This is a genomic window from Mycobacterium sp. NGS34 (assembly GCF_059812845.1).
The window spans coordinates 111,808-129,005 of record NZ_JCALDM010000007.1 but is presented as its reverse complement, the minus strand read 5'-3'; the positions used below and the strand labels follow the sequence as shown (position 1 = coordinate 129,005).

At 70.0% G+C, this 17,198-nt stretch carries 20 protein-coding genes; 9 read left to right on the top strand and 11 right to left on the bottom strand.

Annotation, left to right across the window (positions count from 1 at the left end; translation table 11 throughout):
* Positions 1-68: 68 nt before the first annotated feature.
* Genes AC5Y7V_RS18785 through AC5Y7V_RS18775 form a run of 3 tightly spaced genes read left to right on the top strand, consistent with a single transcriptional unit; the run spans position 69 to position 3,237 of the window.
* A complete protein-coding gene (locus tag AC5Y7V_RS18785; RefSeq protein WP_499881540.1) occupies positions 69-1,034 on the top strand; it encodes an alpha/beta fold hydrolase in 966 nt (321 codons plus the stop codon).
* Positions 1,034-2,224 (top strand): LLM class flavin-dependent oxidoreductase, encoded by a 1,191-nt coding sequence (locus tag AC5Y7V_RS18780; protein ID WP_499881539.1) that lies wholly within the window; start codon positions 1,034-1,036, stop codon positions 2,222-2,224. The genes AC5Y7V_RS18785 and AC5Y7V_RS18780 overlap by 1 nt, the downstream gene beginning before the upstream one ends.
* Complete coding sequence (locus AC5Y7V_RS18775; RefSeq protein ID WP_499881538.1) at positions 2,224-3,237, top strand: zinc-binding dehydrogenase; 1,014 nt, start codon at positions 2,224-2,226, stop codon at positions 3,235-3,237. The genes AC5Y7V_RS18780 and AC5Y7V_RS18775 overlap by 1 nt, the downstream gene beginning before the upstream one ends.
* Before the next feature lie 4 nt (positions 3,238-3,241).
* Here the strand turns inward: AC5Y7V_RS18775 and AC5Y7V_RS18770 are convergent, their stop codons facing one another.
* From AC5Y7V_RS18770 to AC5Y7V_RS18755, 4 genes are all read right to left on the bottom strand, one after another.
* Positions 3,242-3,526: a WXG100 family type VII secretion target gene (locus AC5Y7V_RS18770; protein ID WP_499881537.1), complete on the bottom strand. Its 285-nt coding sequence runs from the start codon at positions 3,524-3,526 to the stop codon at positions 3,242-3,244.
* Between the two features lie 29 nt (positions 3,527-3,555).
* Positions 3,556-3,852 (bottom strand): WXG100 family type VII secretion target, encoded by a 297-nt coding sequence (locus tag AC5Y7V_RS18765; protein ID WP_499881536.1) that lies wholly within the window; start codon positions 3,850-3,852, stop codon positions 3,556-3,558.
* Positions 3,853-3,928: 76 nt separating this feature from the next.
* The gene (locus AC5Y7V_RS18760; RefSeq protein ID WP_499881535.1) at positions 3,929-5,044 is read right to left on the bottom strand and encodes a PPE family protein; all 1,116 of its coding nucleotides are present in this window, start codon (positions 5,042-5,044) and stop codon (positions 3,929-3,931) included.
* A gap of 29 nt (positions 5,045-5,073) precedes the next feature.
* Positions 5,074-5,859 carry a PE family protein gene (locus AC5Y7V_RS18755; protein WP_499881534.1) on the bottom strand — a complete coding sequence of 262 codons (786 nt, stop codon included), beginning with the start codon at positions 5,857-5,859 and terminating at the stop codon, positions 5,074-5,076.
* Positions 5,860-6,040: 181 nt separating this feature from the next.
* On the opposite strand from AC5Y7V_RS18755, the gene AC5Y7V_RS18750 reads away from it, so the two are divergent.
* Together AC5Y7V_RS18750 and AC5Y7V_RS18745 are read left to right on the top strand one after the other, a co-directional pair.
* A complete protein-coding gene (locus tag AC5Y7V_RS18750) occupies positions 6,041-6,394 on the top strand; it encodes a hypothetical protein (RefSeq protein ID WP_499881533.1) in 354 nt (117 codons plus the stop codon).
* 94 nt (positions 6,395-6,488) lie between these two features.
* Positions 6,489-6,779 (top strand): CDGP domain-containing protein, encoded by a 291-nt coding sequence (locus AC5Y7V_RS18745; RefSeq protein ID WP_499881532.1) that lies wholly within the window; start codon positions 6,489-6,491, stop codon positions 6,777-6,779.
* 28 nt (positions 6,780-6,807) lie between these two features.
* Here the strand turns inward: AC5Y7V_RS18745 and AC5Y7V_RS18740 are convergent, their stop codons facing one another.
* Positions 6,808-8,034 (bottom strand): PPE family protein, encoded by a 1,227-nt coding sequence (locus tag AC5Y7V_RS18740; protein WP_499881531.1) that lies wholly within the window; start codon positions 8,032-8,034, stop codon positions 6,808-6,810.
* Positions 8,035-8,047: 13 nt separating this feature from the next.
* Positions 8,048-8,347 (bottom strand): PE family protein, encoded by a 300-nt coding sequence (locus AC5Y7V_RS18735; RefSeq protein ID WP_066941449.1) that lies wholly within the window; start codon positions 8,345-8,347, stop codon positions 8,048-8,050.
* A 295-nt stretch (positions 8,348-8,642) separates the two neighbouring features.
* On the opposite strand from AC5Y7V_RS18735, the gene AC5Y7V_RS18730 reads away from it, so the two are divergent.
* Positions 8,643-9,353, top strand: a complete 711-nt coding sequence (locus tag AC5Y7V_RS18730) for an SIMPL domain-containing protein (protein ID WP_499881530.1) — start codon at positions 8,643-8,645, stop codon at positions 9,351-9,353.
* A 4-nt stretch (positions 9,354-9,357) separates the two neighbouring features.
* Here AC5Y7V_RS18730 and hpt read toward each other — a convergent pair whose 3' ends face one another.
* The 4 genes from hpt to dacB are packed head-to-tail and all read right to left on the bottom strand — an operon-like array spanning position 9,358 to position 13,397.
* The gene (gene hpt, locus AC5Y7V_RS18725; protein WP_499881529.1) at positions 9,358-9,969 is read right to left on the bottom strand and encodes a hypoxanthine phosphoribosyltransferase; all 612 of its coding nucleotides are present in this window, start codon (positions 9,967-9,969) and stop codon (positions 9,358-9,360) included.
* 43 nt (positions 9,970-10,012) lie between these two features.
* The gene (gene tilS, locus AC5Y7V_RS18720) at positions 10,013-10,972 is read right to left on the bottom strand and encodes a tRNA lysidine(34) synthetase TilS (protein ID WP_499881528.1); all 960 of its coding nucleotides are present in this window, start codon (positions 10,970-10,972) and stop codon (positions 10,013-10,015) included.
* Complete coding sequence (locus tag AC5Y7V_RS18715; RefSeq protein WP_499881527.1) at positions 10,951-12,015, bottom strand: zinc-dependent metalloprotease; 1,065 nt, start codon at positions 12,013-12,015, stop codon at positions 10,951-10,953. Before AC5Y7V_RS18715 ends, tilS begins: the two co-directional genes overlap by 22 nt.
* Positions 12,012-13,397: a D-alanyl-D-alanine carboxypeptidase/D-alanyl-D-alanine endopeptidase gene (gene dacB / locus AC5Y7V_RS18710; protein ID WP_499881526.1), complete on the bottom strand. Its 1,386-nt coding sequence runs from the start codon at positions 13,395-13,397 to the stop codon at positions 12,012-12,014. Before dacB ends, AC5Y7V_RS18715 begins: the two co-directional genes overlap by 4 nt.
* Before the next feature lie 115 nt (positions 13,398-13,512).
* Between dacB and AC5Y7V_RS18705 the strand changes: the two genes are divergently transcribed.
* Both AC5Y7V_RS18705 and AC5Y7V_RS18700 read left to right on the top strand, forming a co-directional pair.
* On the top strand, positions 13,513-14,001 hold the full coding sequence (locus AC5Y7V_RS18705; protein ID WP_499881525.1) for an inorganic diphosphatase: 489 nt from the start codon (positions 13,513-13,515) through the stop codon (positions 13,999-14,001).
* A gap of 47 nt (positions 14,002-14,048) precedes the next feature.
* A complete protein-coding gene (locus tag AC5Y7V_RS18700) occupies positions 14,049-14,750 on the top strand; it encodes a hypothetical protein (protein WP_499881524.1) in 702 nt (233 codons plus the stop codon).
* Here the strand turns inward: AC5Y7V_RS18700 and AC5Y7V_RS18695 are convergent.
* On the bottom strand, positions 14,747-15,832 hold the full coding sequence (locus tag AC5Y7V_RS18695) for a DUF475 domain-containing protein (protein ID WP_499881523.1): 1,086 nt from the start codon (positions 15,830-15,832) through the stop codon (positions 14,747-14,749). The genes AC5Y7V_RS18700 and AC5Y7V_RS18695 overlap by 4 nt on opposite strands.
* A 91-nt stretch (positions 15,833-15,923) precedes the next feature.
* Here AC5Y7V_RS18695 and AC5Y7V_RS18690 point away from each other — a divergent pair, with 91 nt between their 5' ends.
* Positions 15,924-17,198, top strand: coding sequence for a hypothetical protein (locus tag AC5Y7V_RS18690; protein WP_499881783.1), 1,275 nt, complete (start codon positions 15,924-15,926; stop codon positions 17,196-17,198).

The following is a 17,198-nucleotide window of genomic DNA, read 5'->3' as shown; positions in this document are numbered from 1 at the left end:
ATGGGGCGGGCGACGCGGGCGATAAAGAAGCCCTTCTCAGCCCGGGGTCCTTGTGATTTGGTGAGACGGTGCTTTCGTCAACCCAGCGGTTAGTAGACACAAATGGCGTGCAACTGCGGGTGACCGAGGCCGGAGAGCGCGGCGCGCCCGCGGTGATCCTGGCCCACGGTTTTCCCGAGCTGGCCTATTCATGGCGACACCAGATACCGGTCCTCGCCGAGGCCGGCTATCACGTGCTGGCGCCCGACCAGCGCGGCTACGGCGGCTCATCCCGCCCGGATTCGATCGAGGCGTACAACATTCATGAGTTGACCGCCGACCTGGTCGGGTTGCTCGACGACGTCGGCGCCGAGCGCGCCATGTGGATCGGGCACGACTGGGGTGCGCCCGTTGCGTGGCATGCGCCGCTGCTGCACCCCGACCGGGTCGCGGCGGTCGCCGCACTCAGCGTGCCGGCGCTGCCCCGCTCGCAGGTGGCGCCGACGGAGGCGTGGAGCAAGCTGTTCGGCGAGAACTTCTTCTACATCCTCTACTTCCAGGAGCCCGGCGTCGCCGACGCAGAACTCGCCGGCGACCCCGCCCGAACCATGCGACGGATGATGAGCAGCCTGAACGGTTCCGGCGGAGCGGACGCGCTGATGCGGATGGCCGCCCCCGGGCCCGAGGGCTTCATCGATCGGCTTCCCGAGCCCGACGGGCTGCCGGACTGGATCAGCCAGGACGAACTCGACCATTACATCGCCGAGTTCTCCCGTACCGGATTCACCGGTGGCCTGAACTGGTACCGCAATTTCGACCGCAACTGGGAGACCACCGCCGAACTCGACGGCGCGAAGATCGACGTGCCGTGCATCTTTATCGCCGGAACCGGCGATCCGGTGCTGTCCTTCACCAGTCGCGACCGCGTTTCGGAGGTGATCTCCGGCCCCTACCGCGAGGTGATGATCGAAGGGGCCGGACATTGGCTGCAGCAGGAACGGCCCGACGAGGTCAATGCGGCACTGCTCGAGTTCCTCAAAGGAGTGGAATGGTAATGAGTGTCCCGCTGCGATTCGGCGTCTTCATCACGCCTTTTCATCCCATCGGCCAATCCCCCACGGTCGCACTGGAATACGACATGGAGCGCGTCGTCGCGCTGGACCGCCTCGGGTTCGACGAAGCCTGGTTCGGCGAGCACCACTCGGGTGGCTACGAGCTGATCGCCTGCCCGGAGGTGTTCATCGCCGCCGCGGCCGAGCGGACCAAGCACATCCGGCTGGGCACCGGGGTGGTTTCGCTGCCCTACCACCATCCGCTCATGGTGGCCGACCGCTGGGTGCTGCTGGACCACCTGACCCGCGGCCGGGTCATGTTCGGCACCGGGCCCGGCGCACTGCCGTCGGACGCGTACATGATGGGCATCGACCCGGTCGACCAGCGACACATGATGCAGGAATCCCTCGAGGCGATCCTGGCGCTGTTCCGCGCGGGGCCGTCCGAACGGGTCGACCGCCACACCGACTGGTTCACGCTGCGCGACGCGCAATTGCACATTCGCCCCTACACGTGGCCCTACCCGGAGATCTCCACGGCGGCAATGATTTCGCCGTCCGGCCCGCGGCTGGCGGGGGCGCTGGGCACCTCGCTGCTGTCGCTGTCGATGTCGGTGCCGGGCGGTTACGCGGCGCTGGAGAACACCTGGGAGGTGGTGCGCGACCAGGCCGCCAAGGTCGGCCGCGACGAGCCGGACCGGACTTCCTGGCGCGTCTTGAGCATCATGCACATTGCCGACAGCCGCGAGCAGGCCATCGACGATTGCACCTACGGGCTACAGGATTTCGCCAACTATTTCGGCGCGGCCGGCTTCGTGCCGCTGTCCAACACGGTCGACGGCGAGGCGCAGACGCCGCGCGAGTTCGTCGCGGACTATGCCGCCCAGGGCAATTGCTGCATCGGCACGCCGGACGACGCGATCGCGCACATCGAAGACCTGCTCGAACGGTCGGGCGGTTTCGGGACGTTGCTGATGCTCGGCCACGATTGGGCCTCGCCGGAAGCGACTTACCACTGCTATGACCTGATGGCCCGCAGGGTGATTCCCCATTTCAAGGGGCAGCTCGAAGCGTCGCGGTCGTCTCACGACTGGGCCCGGGCCAAACGCGACGAACTGATCGGACGCGCCGGCGATGCCATCGTCAAAGCCATCACCGAACATGTCGACGAGCAGAAGGGCGTGGAGAGCTGATGCGCGCTGCGGTGTTGCGAGAAGGCCGGATGGTCTACCGGGACGACGTGCCCGAGCCGGTGCCCGGACCGGGACAGGTGCTGGTCGGCGTGCGCGCGTGTGGAATCTGCGGCTCCGACTTGCATTTCGCCTCCCACGGGGACCAGGTCATGGAGATGACGGCGCAGGTGGCCGCCGGCGCCAGGGGCATGGGCGTCGATCTGAACAGCGACGTCTACATGGGTCACGAGTTCAGCGCCGAGGTGCTCGAGGCCGGGCCCGACACGGACACCCATCCGCCGGGGACCATGGTCACTTCGCTCCCAGTTCTGTTGTCCACCAAGGGTGTTGAACCGATCGTGTACAGCAACAGCACGATCGGCGGCTACGCCGAACGAATGCTGCTCTCGGCCCCACTGCTGTTGCCGATCCCCAACGGCCTCGACTTCAAGCATGCCGCGTTGACCGAACCCATGGCGGTGGGGTTGCACGCCGTCAACAAATCCAACATCGCGCCGGGCGAGACGGCCCTGGTGCTCGGCTGCGGTCCGATCGGCATCGCCATCATCGCGGCCCTTCGGGCGCGCGGCGTCGAAACGATCGCGGCATCGGATTTCTCGCCGAAGCGACGCGAGCTGGCCACCGCGATGGGCGCCCACCAGACGCTCGACGCGGCCCAGGGATCGCCCTTCGACGCCGTCAAACCCGCGGTCGTGTTCGAGGCGATCGGGGTGCCGGGCATCATCGACGATGTGCTGCGCCGCGCCCGGCCGGGCACCCGCCTGGTCGTCGCGGGGGTGTGCATGCAGCCCGACACCGTGCATCCCTTCTTCGCGATCGCCAAGGAGATCAGCGTGCAGTTCGTCCTCGCCTACACCCCGGAGGAGTTCGGCGACTCGCTGCGCGCGCTGGCCGAGGGCGACATCGACGTCTCCCCGGTGATCACGGGGGAGGTCGGGCTGGACGGCGTCGGCCAGGCCTTCGACGACCTGGCCGACCCCGAGCGCCACTGCAAGATTCTGGTCACGCCTTAGGTTATTACGCCCAGCTGGACCCGACCGTGCTGTCGGTGCCGGCCATGTTGCTGCCGGCCGTCTGCACGTTCTGGCCGTGGGCGTTGGCCTGCTCGTAGATCACCTGGAAGTTGCGGCCCAGCTCGGTGACGAACTGCTGGCAGGCCACCGAGCCGGCGCCGCCCCAAAAGTCCCCGGCGGCAAGCACATCGCGAACGATGGCCTGGTGCTCGGCCTCCAGCGCCGCGGCCTGCGCGCGAATGGTGGCGCCGTGGGCGTCGACATCGCCGAATTGGTAGTTGATGGTCATGTGAATCGTCTCCTGTTCTGATCGGTTGGCTAGCTGCTCAGGAGCTGCCGCGAGGCCTGCTCCTGCTGCTCGTAGTTGTTCGCGTCGCGGACCAGGCCGTCGCGCACCCCGTGCAGCATGGTGACGATGTTGCGGAAGGCCTGATTCATCTGGCCCATCGTGTCCAGCGAGGTCGCCTGGGCCTGGCCGCTCCAGCCCGCGCCGGAGATGTTCTGCGAGGACGCCCACATCTTGCGGGCCTCGTCCTCGACCGTCTGGGCGTGGACCTCGAAGCGGCCCGCCATGTCCCGCATTGCGTGCGGGTCGGTCATGAATCGTGCGGTCATTCGTTTCTCCTTCGAAAGTAGTTGTGGTGGTTGATGATTGGTCATCGATGGTCGCGGAAGCTGCTCCTCCCTTCCGTCATCCGACCACACGCGGCAAGACGCTGACTCGGGGCAACTCGGCGGCACCGGACGCACGCATCTCCATGCCTGCGACCGTGGTCGCGGGGAGGCTGCGGGCCATCATCGGCGAGGCAGCGGGGGTTCCCGATATCGGCGAGACGGCCGGTGCCTCGGCGGCCGGAACCGACGCCGGTGTCCAGCCCGAGGGCACCGACAAACCCCCGACAGAAGTGGCCTGACCGAACGCCGCCGACGGCGCCAGGCGGGCGGGTACGCCCATCCCCGGCGTCACGCGCATTGGCGGCACGGTGGGCGTCGCGGGCATGAACGCCGGCCGCACGGCCGGGTCGGGGGCGACCATTGGCGCCATCACACCAGGGTTCGGCGTCGTGGTCGCGCCCGGCGCGCCCTGGCCGAGGGGCGCGCCGATCAGTTGCGCGAATTCGCCTATGCCGGACTGGAATCCACTGACCAACGAGGGCCCGGCCGCGTTGAGCTCCGCCGGGATCGCCGACAGCCCCGTCACCGCCCGGGTGACCAGGCCCTGCGCGGCGCCCTCGAGATTGGTGACGGCGGTTCCGATGGCGCCGCCGGCCAAGCCCACCAGGTTCGTGGTGACCGGCGCCGTCGCCAGCGGGGTGAGCGCGGATGCCGTCGTCGAGGACGCGGCGTAGGCGTACATCGCGGCGGCGTCTTGGGCCCACATCTCGGCGTACTGCGCCTCGGTGGCCGCGATCGCCGGGGTGTTGATGCCCAGGAAGTTGGTCGCGACCAGAGTCATCAGCAGGGCGCGGTTGGCGGCGATCAGCGGCGGGGGCACGGTGGCGGCGAACGCGGCTTCGTGCGCGGCGGCCGCGGCGGCCGCTTGCATGCCGGCCTGCTCGACCTGTGCGGCGGTGCCGTGCAGCCACGCCACGTACGGCGCGGCGGCGGCGGCCATCGCCGCCGACGACGGGCCCTGCCAACCGGCGTCGGCGAGCTCCACGATCACCGACCCGTAACTGGTCGCGGCCGAACGTAGCTCGGCGGCCAAACCGTCCCAGGCCGCCGACGCGGCCAGCATCGGCGCCGAGCCCGGGCCCGCATACATCAGTCCGGAGTTGATTTCCGGTGGCAACGCGGCGAAGTCCATTGGTAGATCCCTTCTTTGAGTGGTTGTCGCTAGGCGCGCGCCGGCAAGGCCTGCGCCGGGCCGCCGGGTGACGGGTAGACGGGCACGTAATGCTCTGGGTGAACGGTCCCCGGGTAATTGGGTGCGGGCGAAGTCGGCGCGGCGGGAGCCGGCCGGGGCGGCGCCGGGTGGGCGGGCGCCACGGGCGCCGGGCGGGCGGGTGCCGGGTGGGCGGGCGCGGCGGGCGCCGCGTGGGCGCCGTAGCCGCCCGCATACGGCGCCGCGTGACCGCCGTAGCCGAAGCGCGCGTAGGGATCCACGCGACCGCCCCCGTAGTTGCCGCCGGCGTAACCGCCGCCGTGCGTCGCGGGGCGAACGCCGCCATAGCCGCCGCCATACGACGCCCGACCGGCGGGCGCGGCGCCAAAGACGGGGGTGGCACGCGGCGTAGGAGCGGGCCGCGGGGGCGCGACGTGCGTCATGCGGGCGGGCGCGGTCGGGGCCATGCGGGGTGGCGCGACGTGCGCCACACGGACACCCCCGGCCTGCGCCGCGTTCGCCGCCTCGGTGGCGGCATATGAGTTGGCGCCGAGCCCGAGGGCCCTGACGAACTCGTCGTGGATCAGGGCCGCCTCGGCGCTGATCGCCTGGTAGGCCTGGCCGTAGCCGGAGAAGGCCGCCGCCGTCGCCGCGGAGACTTCGTCGGCCGCGGCCGGGATGACTCCGGTAATCGGAAATGCGGCGGTCACGTTGGCCGCGCTGACGGCGGAGCCGATAACGTGCAGCCGGCCGGCCGCCGCTTCGAGCAGCTCCGGCACGGTGACGACAAACGACATGTGGTGTTCCTCCTGATGCGGACCGCGTGCCGAACTCCGGCACTGGCTGACGTTGTGAGGAGACTATGTCATAAATTATGAATTATTGTCTAGTTATTCGTAATGAATTCTCGAATTGCGTCTCTAGATCGCTTTTCGGGATGCTTTGACCGTGTTTTGGCATCCGGTTACTCTGGGAGGCATGCCACGAACCAACGCAGCCGGCTGGGGGCTGAAGCGCCTGCTCGAGGCGACGCTGAATCGCGATATCACCATCGAGCAGCTGCGTGATGCCTGCGGCGTCACCAAGGGCCGCTGGTACGGCGGCGTCGGGCGGGCAAACGCCGACGACTTTCCGGACGCCGAGGAAGCCCGGCGCGCGGCTCACGCGTTCGGGCTCAGCGCCACGTGGCTGCAGGTCGAACTCGGCCTCATCACGCTCGACGACGTCCGCGAGGCGTTAGACGGGCCGCCGGCCCTGGACCCCTTCAAGGTCACCACCCGACAGCGAGTGCTGCAGATCCCGAATCCGCCGCCGGAACAGCCGCGCGACTAGGTCGCGGTCTGGACCTCAAAACGCGCCGCCTAAGCGGTAGCGTCAGAGCTACTGGCCGGGGCTGTCGATGCGCCGCGATGCGACGGGAGAAACCATGAAGCACTGCATCGTCGGCGCACTGGCCGTAGTGCTGATGGCCGGGGGGCTGATCGCCTCGGCGCCGCCGGCCAGCGCCGGCTGCGTGTACGGAGGACCTTTCCTCAGCAAGTGCGACGACCCCATCCAGCCGGACGGCACCTGGCAACGTTGCGTCACATTCACCCACCTGATCCCCAGCGGCGCCAGTTCCTTCCTGGTGCCCGAAAGGCGCTGCGATTTGATGGGTCCCGGCCAGAATCCCGGGGGTTTCGGCTTCGCCGACCCCCCGACGCACCTCGACGGCTGATATTCCGGTGGGCTTCGGCGCTTAGCCGTCACCCCCCGACGGACGGCGCAGGCATCACCGTGGGCTTGAATCCGTATCTGGGTGCGGCGAAGTGCGCAACGCCGCGACCGCCCCCACTACCCATCAGAGGCACGCCGCCAAGGGCATTGGTGGCGGGTTCGGCGGCGGCCGCGCCGGCCCCGAGACCGTTGAGCGACACGACGGCTGGGCTGGCCGGCGGGGCGACACCCGCCCAGGACGCCGGAACAGACAGTCCCCCAACCGATGTCGCCCGGCCGATGGTTCCGGCGGCGCCCCCCGCGGCGCCCGAGAGGGCGTGGGGCACCGACTCGACCGCCTTGGCGGCGCCCTCGGCGGCCTTGGCGGCCTGCGGCATCACCGCCTGCGCCAGGCCCTGGATGTCCTTGAACGCTGTCGTGAAAAGCCGTGTGGGAGAGATCAATCGGATGAAGCCATCGAAGCCCGAGCTGGCGTCGACGGTCGCCGAACCGGTCAAACCCTCCACCAGGTCCCCGAGCGCTCCGGCCACGATGATGCCGTCGCCGTTGCTGTTCCAGGCGTGCCCGGTCAGGCCGAGTGCGGCGGCGGGGTTGACGAGCCACGGCGGCGAATTCGTCAGGCCGGCCAGGCCGAACAGCACGTTGGGAATCCCGTACAGGCCCTGCGCGCCGGTAGCCGCCCCGGCCGCCTGGGCGACCGCCGCGGCCTGTGCACCCAGGCCGGCCGGATCGGTTGCGGGCGCCGCCGGGCCGAACGGCGTCAGCGCCGCGGCCGCCGCCGACGAACCCGCATAGCCGTACATCGCGGCCGCGTCCTGCGCCCACATTTCGCCGTATTGCGCCTCGGCCGCCGCGATCGCCGCGGTGTTCTGGCCCAGGAAATTCGTCGCCAACAGGGCCATCAACAGCGCCCGGTTGGCCGCGATCACCGGTGGCGGCACCGTAGCGGCAAACGCCGCCTCGTAGGCACCCGCCGCCGCCGCGGCCTGGGTCGCGGCCTCCACGGCCTGCCCGGCGGTGGCGCTCAGCCACCCGACCTGGGATCCGGCCGCGGCCGCCATCGCCGCCGCGGCCGGACCCTGCCACGGCCCGTCGGTCAGGCCGGCGATCAGCGACCGGTAGGACGACGCGGTGTCCTGCAGCTCGTTGGCCAGCGCCTCCCAGGCGGCCGCGGCATTCAGCATGGGCGCCGACCCGGGCCCGGAATACATCAGCGCGGAGTTGATCTCCGGCGGCAACTGCGCGAAATCCAGCATGGCTCCCTCTCGCCTAACCGACCGCGTTGGTGTTGGCGGCTTCGGTGGCCTCATACGAGCCGGCGCTGACGCCGAGCGTCGTCGCCAGCAGATCGCGGAGAGCCGCGGCCTGGGCGCTGACCTCTTGGTAAAGCCTTGCGTGCGAAGCGAAGTGCGCCGCGGTCAACATCGAAACCAGGTCCGCGGCCGCGGGGACCACCCCGGTGGTCGGGGCGGCCGCGGCGGCATTTCCGGCTGCCACCAACGCATTCAGGGCCTGCATTTCGGCGGCGGCCCCGGCAAGGATCTCGGGTTGTGCGATCACGATCGACATGTGTTCTCCCAAAAATGGATTCGATCAATGGATTTCGGCACGACGATGTCACCGAAGCAGCTCAGAGGTTAGGCCTGCCACCTGCGGGCATCGCAACCCCTCATCCGCCGTGTTCATTGCCGGGCCGAAAACTGTTCATGTAGCTGCACCAATGTGCTGCACCTTTTGCAATTGGCATGAAAGATGTTGCAAACCAATATGATTAGAGTTCGACATGAATATCGGAGCGATTGCCGCGACACACACTAAGCTTTGCCGACGGCGAAAACGCGCCCGGACGCGTTATGGTCCACGCATGGTCCGCAAACCGATTGCATTGTCCGCCGCCGCATTGACCGTCGCCGCGTTGTCGGCGTGCGACAAGCACACTGCCGCGCCGGCGCCCGGGGCGAATCCGCGTCAAGTGACCGTCGTCGGCTCGGGACAGGTCCAGGGCGTCCCGGACACCTTGACCGCCGACGCCGGCATCGAATTCACCGCACCCGATGTCACCACCGCGATGAACCAGACCAACGATCGTCAGCAGGCGGTGATCAACGCGCTCGTCGGCGCGGGCCTGGACCGCAAGGACATCAGCACCACCACCGTCACCCTGGAGCCGCAGTACGGCAGCGGCACCGCGACCATCAGCGGCTACCGCGCGACCAACGCGATCCGGGTCAAGATCCACCCGACCGACGCCGCGTCACGGATGCTGGCCCTCATGGTCACCACCGGCGGCGACGCCACCCGGATCAGCTCGGTCAGCTACTCGATTGCCGACGACTCGCAGCTGGTCAAGGACGCCCGCGCGCGGGCATTCGACGACGCCAAGGCCCGCGCGGACCAGTACGCCCAGCTGTCCGGCCTGCGGCTGGGCCGGGTGCTGTCCATCTCGGAGGTGTCCGGCGCACAACCCATGCCCGGCGGCCCGCCGGCGCCGCCGCGCAGCGCGGCCGCGGTCCCGCTGGAGCCCGGCCAGCAGACCGTGGGTTTCTCGGTGACCGCGGTGTGGGAACTGGACTAGCGAGCTACTGCTCGTAGACCCTGGGATCCAGGGTGCCGATGTAGCACAGGTCGCGGTAGCGCTCGTCGTAATCCAGGCCGTAGCCCACCACGAAATCGTTCGGGATGTCGAAGCCCACGTAGGCGATCTCGACTTTGGCGCGCATCGCGTCGGGCTTGCGCAGCAGCGTGCACACGCGCAACGAACGCGGGTGCCGGCTCTTGAGGTTGCGCAGCAACCACGACAGGGTTAGCCCGGAGTCGACGACGTCCTCGACGATCAGCACGTCGCGGTCGTGGATGTCGCGGTCGAGGTCCTTCATGATCCGCACCACGCCCGACGACGACGTCGACGAGCCGTAGGAGCTCACGGCCATGAACTCGAACTGGGTGGGCACCGGGATCGCGCGGGCCAGGTCGGTGACGAAGATCACCGCGCCCTTGAGCACGGTGATCAGCAACAGATCCTCGCCGGACTGAGCGGCAAGGTCGCGGTACTGGTTGCCGATTTCCTCGCCGAGTTCGGCGATGCGGGCCTGAATCTGCTCGGCGGTGAGCAGCACCGACTTGATATCCCCCGGATACAGCTCCACGGGCTGCGCGGGGGTGACAGCCGGGGAGATCTGGGCCACGCCCACAGAGTGCCACGCCAGCGGCCGAATAACCAATGACCGCCCCCGTTTACACAGGCTCGCGCCACATCGTCAGCGCGCCGTCGCGCCGCCCGGCGATCAACCGCTCACCGCGCAGCGCGGAGCCCACGGCGACCCCGCCCTGCCCGCGCCACGCCGTGACGAGCGTGTCGACGCCGCGAATCTGCTTGTCGGTCAACCCCGTCGCGCCCCCGGCCAGCAGCCAGCCGCGGATCACCCGTCGTCGAACCGGGTCCGGCAATGCGGCCAGCGCCCGGGGGTCGAGCCCCGCCGCCGTCCGCGCGCCGGGCAGCGCCTGGGCGGCGAGCGCGTCGATCATGTCGGTGTCCTCGCGCAACGCCGTCGCGGTGCGCGCCAACGCCTCGGCCACGCCGCCGCCCAGCACGTCCTCCAGCAGGGGCAGCACTTCGAGGCGCAGCCGGGCGCGGGTGAAGCGGCGGTCGGTGTTGTGTGGGTCCTGCCAGGCGCTCAGTCCCAGTTCCGCGCACGCGGCGTGCGTCGCGGATCGCCGCACCCCCAACAGGGGGCGGCACCACGGGGGATCGTGCGGGCGCATCCCGGCGATCGAGCGGCCCCCGGAGCCGCGGCCCAGCCCCAGCAGCACGGTCTCCGCCTGATCGTCGAGCGTGTGCGCCAACAGCACCGGGTCGTCGCCGCAGGCGCTCAGCGCCGCATAGCGGGCCGCGCGGGCCGCCGCCTCCGGGCCGCCATCCTTGCCCACCTCAACGCAAAGCACTTGCGCGTCAACACATCCCAGGGCGAGCGCCTGCTCGCGGGCGGTCTCGGCGACGGCGGCCGACCCGGGCTGCAGGCCGTGGTCGACGATCACGGCGGTGGTGGGGCGGAGCGGGGCCGCGACCGCGGTGAGCGCCAGGGAGTCGGGGCCGCCGGACAGCGCCACGCGCCACCGCTTTCCGGTGGCGAGATAGGTGTTGGCGAAAGCCTCGACAGCCGTGCGCAGCTGCCCTACAGCACCCTGTCGATCCATCGCTGGGGGTCTTCGATTTCGGCGGGCAGCGGCAGCGTTTCGGGGCCCGACCAGACGGTGTTGAATCGCTGCATCCCGACCTTGCCCACGACGTGGTCGACGAACGCCTTGCCGCGCGTGTACTGGCTGAGCTTGGCGTCGAGGCCCAGCAGCGCGCGCAGCAGCCGCTGCAGCGGCGGCTGTTTGCGGTGGCGGCGCTCGTCGAATCGGCGGCGGATGGTGGCGACCGACGGCACCACGACGGGCCCGACGGCATCCATCACGTGATCGGCGTGGCCCTCCAACAGGGTGCCGAGCACCAGCAGCTGATCCAGGGCCTCGCGCTGCGGCTCGGACTGCACGGCGCGCACCAGGCCGAGAATCCCCGAGGAGGTGCCGTCCGACGCCGCCGCACCGGCGCCGCGGCTGCGGACGAATTCGGCGAGCCGGGTCGCCACCTCCCGGATGTCCTCCCCCGCGTCCTGCGTCAGCAGCCCCAGCGCCTGGGACATGTAGCCGGACAGCCACGGGTTGGCGGTGAACTGGACCCGATGCGTCACCTCGTGCAGGCACACCCACAGCCGGAAGTCCGAGGGGTTGACCCGAAGCTGGCGCTCGACGGCGATGACGTTCGGATAGACCAGCAGCAGGCTTCCCTCGTTGGTGGCCTCCACGCCCCTCGCGAACGGGTCGTACTGCCCGAGGATCCCCGACGACACGAACGCCAGCACGGCGCCCGTCTGCGCGCCGGTGATGCGGCCGGTGAAAAAGCCGCGAGGCTTATCGGTTCCGTTGGTCATCACCCGCATCGATTCCGCCGCCGCGCCGATCCACTGCAGGCGGTCGACGATGCGGGCCGCCGGGACCACACCGTCGGTGCTCAGGCCCGTGACGTCGCGCACCGGCGGCTCGGCCTTCGCGGCCGCGCTCGTCAACTCCTCGACCGCCTGGCGGCGGGTGTAGTCGCTGGCCGCCGGCCCGGGCCGGGCCAGGCGCTGCCCGACGGTCGCGGCAAACCGCCAGTCGACGGCGGTCCCGAGGGTCAGGCTGGACGAGGCACTCATGCGCACCCGCAGAACCAGAGCTTGGTGGCCAGGGCATCCATCGCGTTGCGGCCGTTCGGGCCGGCGTCGTTGGACAGGAACGCGAACGTGAGCACCCGCCCGCTGCGGTCGGTGAGCACCCCGACCAACGAGTTGACGGCGGTCAACGAGCCCGTCTTGGCGCGCAGCCAGCCGGCGGGGCCGCGATCGGTGGCCGCGTCGAGGAACCGGTCGCCCAGCGTGCCGCTGCCGCCGGCGATCGGCAGCAGATCCAGCAGCGCCCGCAGCGCCGGCTGGTCGGGCCCGGCGGCGGCCTGCACCACGCCGTCCAGCGTCTTGGCCGTCAGCCGGTCGTCGACGGAAAGCCCGCTGGAATCCACCAGCCTGGCGCCGGCGGTGTCCACGTGCGCCGTGCTCAACCGGTTGGTCACCGCGTCGACGGCCCCGGCGAAGCTTTGCGGCCGGTTGATCGCGGCCGCGACCTCCCGGGCGATGCACTCGGCCAGCACGTTGTCGGAGTGGTCCATCATCTCGGACAGCCGCTGGACCAGCGGCGCGGACTGGACGACGGCCAGCTGCCGCGCTCCGGACGGCGCCGTGGCGATCGTCACCGCACCCGGATCCAGGCCGAGCGCCTTGGCCAGCTCCCGCCCCGCGTCCAGCGCCGGCGTCTTGGACCGCCGCGAGTTGACAGTGGTCGGCTGGATGCGGCCGGCGTCGATCATCACCGACTCGATCGGCGCGATGTCGCCGTTGTCGACGTCGGCCGGGTCCCAGCCCGGCGCCATCGTCGGTCCGCTGAACGCCGAGATGTCCACCTGGACCGCGGTCGGGGTCACCCCGCTGCGCCGCACCTGCTCCGCGAGGTCGCTGATGCGCGCCGCACCGCGATACCAGGGCTCAACTCCCGGGGGCGCCGCCGACAGCACCGGGTCCCCTGCGCCGACCAGCACGACGGGCCCCTGGGCGTTCTGGCTACCCGCCACCACCCGGGTGCTGATGCGGGCCTGGCGGTCCAGCGTGAGCAGGGCCGCCGCCGCGGTCAGGACCTTGTTGGTCGACGCCGGCACCAGCGGCAGGTCGTCGGCCACGCGCCAGAGTTCCTTGCCGGTGATGGCGTCGGTGATCCGGCCGCCCAGCCGGCCCAGATTGGGATCGGCGGCCGCCGGTGCCAGCGCGGCGGCCACCCCGGCCGGGCTCGGCGTCTCGGCGGTGTCGGCGACCGGGACCACGCCCGGCTTGACCGTCGGCGGGCGCGGCGGCGGCACCGGCACGTGCGAGGCGCCGACGCCGTGACCTCCCGTGGTGAAAAACGTCGCTGCAGCCACCACCGCGGCGACGAACGCCAGCACGGCCAACCCGATGAACACCTGGGTGGATTTCCGCCAGCGAGTAGGACCCATCACTCTCCTGACTGTTTGAACCCATTCTGCCGAATCGGCCGCACTGCGCTCGACTAGGGTGATGCCCGACCCAACCGACCGACCCCGGTCCACCCCTCGTGAAGGAGCCCGCGCGGTGCAATTCGACGTCACCATCGAAATTCCGAAAGGTCAACGCAACAAGTACGAGGTCGATCACGAGACGGGCCGGGTGCGGCTGGACCGCTACCTCTACACCTCGATGGCCTACCCCACCGACTACGGCTTCATCGACGACACCCTGGGTGAGGACGGCGACCCGCTCGACGCGCTGGTGCTGCTGCCGCAGTCGGTGTTCCCCGGCGTGATCGTGGAGGCGCGCCCGGTGGGAATGTTCCGGATGGTCGACGAGGCCGGCGGGGACGACAAGGTGCTGTGCGTGCCGGCCGGCGACCATCGCTGGGACCACATCCAGGACATCGGCGACGTCCCGGAGTTCGAACTGGACGTGATCAAGCACTTCTTCTCGCAGTACAAGGCGTTGGAGCCGGGCAAGTTCGTCAAGGCGGCAGACTGGGTCGACCGCGCCGAAGCCGAGGCCGAGGTGCAGCGTTCGGTGGAGCGGTTCAAGGCTTCCGGGCACTAACGCTCTGAGCGAAACCGCTCGCCGCTGCTCGGTGGCATCCTGGCGATGTGACCCCGTTGTGGCATTTCGCCTCCAATTTCTGGTGGCTGATCTTCCCGCTGGGCGGTTCGGTCGGCGCGGGCGTGCGGGCGGTCGTCGCCGCCAACGAGCGCCGGGCCGACCGACGGCTGGAGCGCTACCGGCTCAAGCAGCAGGCCAAGATCGCCGCGGCGGAGGCGGCGGGGCGCAACCGCGACACCAGGGAGGGCTCACGCCGAGAGCTCACCAAAATCATTGCGTCGCATGACCGTACCGACGCGCGGTGGTTCGACTACGAACTCGACCTCGCCAAATTGCTGGACTTCCCGATGATGACGAACATGCGCGACCCGCTGACCATCGCGTTTCACAAGGCGAAGCGGCGCGCGGACCTACTGCGCCCGGAACGGCCCTCGGACGTCGAGACCCTCGCCGCCGATCGGGACGCGCAGGTGGAATACCGCGACGCCGTCCACGAGTACATCAGCGCCTTCGAGATCGCCGAGGCCGAGGCGATTCGCCGGCGCCGCAGCGACTTCTCGGAGGACGACCAGCAACGGCTGGCCCGCGCGCAGCACCTGCTGCACCTGGCCCAGGACGAGGCGGCCACGCGTGAGGAACGGCAGACCGCCTACCTGCGGGCCACCAAGGAGCTCGACGGGCTGATCGTGCTGCCCGCGCCGGCGCGGGCCGCCATCGAGCGGCGGATCGCCGGCCAGATCGAGGCCTAACGGCTGGCTGCGGCCTGGCGCCTGTTGCGCAGCACGCTCCAGCCCAGGGCCGCCCCGATGAAGACGACGCCAACCGAGGCGGTGACGGCCTCGGGCACCTGGAATCGCGGCTCGATGGACATCAGCATGATCACCGACAGCGCGCCGATCGCCCAGTGCGCGCCGTGCTCCAGGTACACGTAGCGGTCCAGCGTGTCCTGCTGGACCAGGTAGATGGTGATCGACCGGACGAACATCGAACCCACCAGCCCCAGGCCCAGCGCGATCACGATCGGGTCGGAGGTGATCGCGAAGGCGCCGGTGACGCCGTCGAAGGAGAACGCGGCGTCGAGCACCTCGAGGTAGACAAACAGCGTCAGCCCGGCCTTGCCGACCGCGCTGCCGGCCGGCTTGCCGTCCGTCACCGCCTCGAGGTCTTGAGGCCGAAACGCCCGGCTCAAACCGTTGACGACCAAATAAGAGATCAGGCCCAGCACCCCGGCGATCAGCACCGTCGCACGCTCGTCTTCGGAGTGCGTCAGCTCCGTCGCCACCAGGATCAGCGCGACGCCGGCCACCACCACCGACACCTGACCGAGCCGCCCGATGCGAGCGAACGGGACCTCAATCCATTTGAGCCACTTGATGTCCCGGTCGTGAAACACGAAATCCAGGAACAGCATCAGCAGGAAGATCCCGCCGAACGCCGCGATCTGGGGGTGGGCGGCGGCGATCAGCTTCTCGTAGCTGGGCGAGCCGTCCGGGAACTCCATGGCGCCGTTCGGCGGCGGGTTGAGCGCCAACTCGAACGCGCGGACCGGTCCGAGGCCCGCGGTCGCCCAGACGATGAGCAGCGGGAAGAACAGCCGCATGCCGAAGACGGCGATCAGGATCCCCAGCGTCAGGAACATCTGCCGCCAAAACGGGCTCATCCGCTTCAGGATCGCCGCGTTGATGATGGCGTTGTCGAACGACAGCGACACCTCGAGGACGGCCAGCACCAGCAGCAAAAAGAGGGCGTTCAGGCCGCCGTGCAGATATCCGATCGCGAGGGCCGCGACGGTGACGAACAGTGAGATCCCGAAGATACGGAACGCGGCCATGGATCCTTCCCCAACAGCCGCCCACAATAGCGACAGCCTCGCCGGCGCGGGCCGCCGGCGTCGGCGCACTTACTATTTTCAAATTGTGGCGATGCCCGAAGCCGGCGGTACCCAAGCCTCCACCGGGGCCGGCCCGGTCGCGCGCGGCAGCGTGGCCCGGGTCGCCACCGCCACCGCGCTGACCGCGCTGTGCGGGTACGCGGTGATCTACCTGGCCGCGCGCGACCTGGCGCCGCGCGGCTTCTCGATATTCGGGGTGTTCTGGGGGGCGTTCGGTCTGGTCACCGGGGCCGCCTTCGGCCTGCTGCAGGAAACCACCCGCGAGGTCCGCTCGAACAGCTACCTGACCGACATCGGAGCGGCGCCGGTCAGCCGCACCCATCCCCTGCGCGTCGCCGCGATGATCGGCGTGGCCGCGGCCGTCGTCATCGCGGGCAGCTCGCCGCTGTGGAGCGCACGGGTGTTCGTCGAGGACCGCTGGTTGTCGGTGGGGCTGCTCTCCGTCGGCCTGGCCGGCTTCTGCCTGCACGCCACCCTGCTGGGCATGCTGGCCGGGACCAACCACTGGACCTCGTACGGCGCCCTGATGGTGACCGACGCGGTCATCCGGGTGACGGTCGCCGCCGCCACGTTCGTGCTCGGCTGGGGCCTGACCGGATTCCTGTGGGCGACGGTGGCGGGCGCGACGGCCTGGCTGATCGTCCTGGCCGCCTCGCCCACGGCCCGCGCGGCCGCCCGGCTCTTGACGCCGGGCAGCACTTCGACCTTCCTGCGCGGCGCCGCGCACTCCATCACTGCGGCCGGCGCCAGCGCGATTCTGGTGATGGGGTTTCCGGTGTTGCTGAAGCTGACCAGCACCGAGCTGGGCGCGCAGGGCGGCGTGATCATCCTGGCCGTGACCCTGACCCGCGCGCCGCTGCTGGTGCCGCTGACCGCCATGCAGGGCAACCTCATCGCGCACTTCGTCGACGAGCGCAGCGACCGGCTTCGGGCGCTGATCACGCCGGCGGCGATCATCGGGGGGGTCGGCGCGGTCGGGGTGCTGGCGGCGGGCCTGATCGGCCCCTGGCTGCTGCGGGTCGCCTTCGGGCCGCAATACGAGGCCGGCAGCGCGCTGCTGGCGTGGCTGACGGCGGCCGCGGTGGCGATCGCGATCCTGACGCTGACCGGCGCCGCTACGGTCGCCGCGGCGCTGCACCGGGCCTACGCGCTCGGGTGGGTCGGCGCGACGGTGGCGTCGGGGCTGCTGCTGTTGTTGCCGCTGCCGCTTCAGACGCGCACCGTGGTCGGCCTGTTGTGCGGGCCGATGGTGGGAATCGGCGTGCATCTGGTGGCGCTCGCGCGCGCCGGGCGCTTAACCGGCTGA